This window comes from Allobosea sp. TAB14 (assembly GCF_052113865.1).
In the GTDB taxonomy this organism is placed as follows: domain Bacteria; phylum Pseudomonadota; class Alphaproteobacteria; order Rhizobiales; family Beijerinckiaceae; genus Allobosea; species Allobosea spartocytisi.
Window position 1 is genome coordinate 1 of the sequence record NZ_JBFRDQ010000305.1, and the last position, 3,076, is coordinate 3,076.

The 3,076-nt window shown below is 68.7% G+C and carries 4 protein-coding genes; all 4 read left to right on the top strand.

Features of this window, described 5'->3' with window-relative positions; translation table 11 throughout:
* Window positions 1–552 (top strand): polysaccharide deacetylase family protein (locus tag AB4Y99_RS26785; RefSeq protein ID WP_465248681.1); only part of this gene is annotated, 552 nt, incomplete at its 5' end.
* Between the two features lie 16 nt (window positions 553–568).
* Window positions 569–1,402 carry an aspartate dehydrogenase gene (locus AB4Y99_RS26790; RefSeq protein WP_441525468.1) on the top strand — a complete coding sequence of 278 codons (834 nt, stop codon included), beginning with the start codon at window positions 569–571 and terminating at the stop codon, window positions 1,400–1,402.
* Between the two features lie 24 nt (window positions 1,403–1,426).
* Window positions 1,427–2,212, top strand: a complete 786-nt coding sequence (locus AB4Y99_RS26795; RefSeq protein ID WP_441525469.1) for an SDR family oxidoreductase — start codon at window positions 1,427–1,429, stop codon at window positions 2,210–2,212.
* 14 nt (window positions 2,213–2,226) lie between these two features.
* On the top strand, window positions 2,227–2,919 hold the full coding sequence (locus AB4Y99_RS26800) for an RraA family protein (protein ID WP_441525470.1): 693 nt from the start codon (window positions 2,227–2,229) through the stop codon (window positions 2,917–2,919).
* The last annotated feature ends 157 nt before the right edge of the window (window positions 2,920–3,076 follow it).

Sequence of the window (3,076 nt, forward strand, 5' to 3'; positions counted from 1 at the left end):
GCCCATGGCCGCACCAATTCCGAGCACCAGAACGGCCTGGAGATCGAGGCCGAGCGGYGSCTRATCGCCGAGGCGACGCAGGCGATCGCGAGCCATGAGGGCGCYGCGCCCGCCGGCTGGATGAGCCCCGGCGCCCATCCCAGCGCCAACACCGAGGACCTGYTGGYYGAGGCCGGCTAYGGCTACACCATGGACTGGCCGATGGACGACCAGCCGGTCTGGCTGAAGACCAAGGGCGGTCCCCTGCTGGCGATGCCCTATCCGCACGAGGTCAACGACGTGCCGATGGTGGTGCTGCATGACGGCACGGCGCAGGCYTTCGCCGACATGGCGATCGACAATCTCGAGGAGATGCTCGTCCAGTCCGAGCAGCAGGCGCTGGTCTACGGCATGACGATCCACACCTTCATCGTCGGCCAGCCCTTCCGCATCCGGCAGTTCCGCCGGGTGCTCGACCATCTCAACAAGCACCAGGACCGCATCTGGTTCACCACGGCCGGCGCCTGCGCGCGCCACTACGCCAGTCTGTTTCCGGCACCGTCTGCCGGCTGATCGCAAGGAAACGCCCATGACTTCCCCTTCCTCACCCGGCGCGCATCCGCGCCGGCGGGTCGCCATCGCCGGTCTCGGCGCCGTCGGCCTCAAGATCGCCAGTGTGCTCGACCAGGGCGTGCCCGGCTGCGAGCTCGTCGCCGTCTCCGCCAATGACCGCGACAAGGCGCGCGAGCGTCTCGCCCRTCTCTCCCGGCCRATCCCGGTCGTCGCGATCGAGGAGCTCGAAGCCCTCGCCGACATCGTCGTCGAATGCGCGCCGGCCGCGCTTCTGCCGGCCATCGCCGAGCCCTTCCTGCGCGCCGGCAAGACGGTGATCGTGCTGAGCTCCGGCGCCATCCTCTCGCATGAGGGGCTCATCGAGATCGCCCGCCAGCATGGCGGCCAGATCGTCGTGCCGACCGGCGCCCTGCTCGGCCTCGACGCCGTCACCGCCGCCGCCGAGGGGGTGATCCGCTCGGTCCGGATGATCACGCGCAAGCCGGTGCGCGGCCTCGTCGGCGCGCCCTATCTGATCGAGAACAACATCACCCTCGACGACGTGACCGAGCCGACGCGGGTGTTCAGCGGCACGCCGCGCGAGGCCGCCATCGGCTTCCCGGCCAATCTCAACGTCGCCGTGGCGCTCTCGCTCGCCGGCATCGGGCCGGACCGGACGACGCTGGAAATCTGGGCCGACCCGGCGCTGACCCGCAACACCCACACCATCGAGGTCGACGCCGATTCCGCCAGCTTCTCGATGACCATCGAGAACGTGCCGAGCGACAACCCGAAGACCGGCCGCATCACCGCGCTMTCGGTCATYTCCTATCTGCGCAAGCTCGACGCTCCCCTGCGCATCGGCTCGTAGGCCAGGACACACGAGGAACCCATCATGGATCTGGGAATTGCTGGACGCACGGCGCTCGTACTGGGCGCCGGCGGCGGGCTCGGCCGYGCCATCGCCAGGAYGCTCGCAAGGGAAGGCGCCAGGGTCGCGCTCGCCGACATCGAYGAGAAGGCTCTCGCCGCGACGGCGGCGGATCTCTCCGCCCTCGGTGCGCCGCATCTGGCGCGGCGCTGGGACATCGGCCGCCTCGACGAGGCTGACGGGCATCTTGCCGCGATCAACGGGGCGCTCGGACCGGTCGACATCCTCGTCAACAACACCGGCGGACCGCCGCCGAGCCTCGCTGCCGGCGTGCCGTCCGAGACCTGGACGKCGCAGTTCCAGGCGATGGTGCTCTCCGTCATCGCGCTCACCGACAAGGTGCTGCCGGGCATGCRCGAGCGCGGCTTCGGGCGGATCGTCACCTCGACCTCCTCGGGTGTCGTCGCGCCGATCCCAAATCTTGCGATCTCGAACGCCTTGCGGCTGTCGCTGGTCGGCTGGTCGAAGACACTGGCGCGCGAGGTCGCGGCGTCCGGCATCACCTGCAACATCATCCTGCCGGGGCGGATCGCCACCGACCGCATCCTCTTTCTCGACGAGCAGAAGGCCAAGCGCGAGGGCCGTCCGCTCGCCGACATCGTCGCCGAGAGCACGGGCTCGATCCCGCTCGGCCGCTACGGCACGCCCGAGGAATACGCCGACGTCGTCGCCTTCCTCGCCAGCGCCCGCGCCGCCTACATCACCGGCTCGGTCATCCGGGTCGATGGCGGCTATCTCCAGAGCATCTGAAAGGACTTGAGATCATGACCGAATTGCCCCAGCGCGACGCCATTTGGCGCGAGGAGATCCGCCGCCGCTTCCTTGCGGTCGACACCTCCAATGTCGCCGACGTGCTCGACACGCTCGGCCTGCCGGACCAGGGGCTGGCGCCGCAATTTGCGCCCTATCCGGCGACGACCGGCCGGCTCGCCGGCTTCGCCTATACCATCCGCGGCCAGATGACGCCGTTCCCGCTCGGCGGCGACGCCGAGAAGATGAAGGCCTGCCAGGGCGTCTCGCCCGGCGAGGTCACGGTCTGGAGCGGCGACGGCGAAGGCATCTGCTATTTCGGCGAATTGATCGCGATCGGCATGAAGGAGAAGGGCTGTGTCGGCGCGCTCGTCGATGGCGGCATCCGCGACATCCGCTGGATCGGCGAGCAGGCCTTCCCGGTCTATGCGCGCTACCGCACGCCGGTTCAGTCGATCGGCCGCTGGAAGGTCAATGTCAGCCAGGTKCCSGTGCTGATGCGCGGCGCGACCAGCCGCTATGTCGAGATCAAGCCGGGCGACTTCATCCTTGCCGATGAGGACGGCGCCATCGTCATCCCAACTGAGCGGATCGAGGAGGTGCTGGCCGAGGCCGAGCGGCTGACCGCCGTCGAGGTCAAGATCCGGCAGGAGCTCTCGCGCGGACTCTCACTCGCCGACGCCCTGGCGAAGTACGGCCACGTCTGAGGTTCGGACAAGCAGCGCCCGGACGCAGGTCCGGGCGCTTCGCCTCGCTGTCCTGAGGACGAAAATCAGCAATCGGTCTCAGAGCCCGTAGCCGCGAGCAACAGCGAACTGAACAACAACGGTGCGGTATTGTCCTGAGAAGGTCATTATCCAGGGG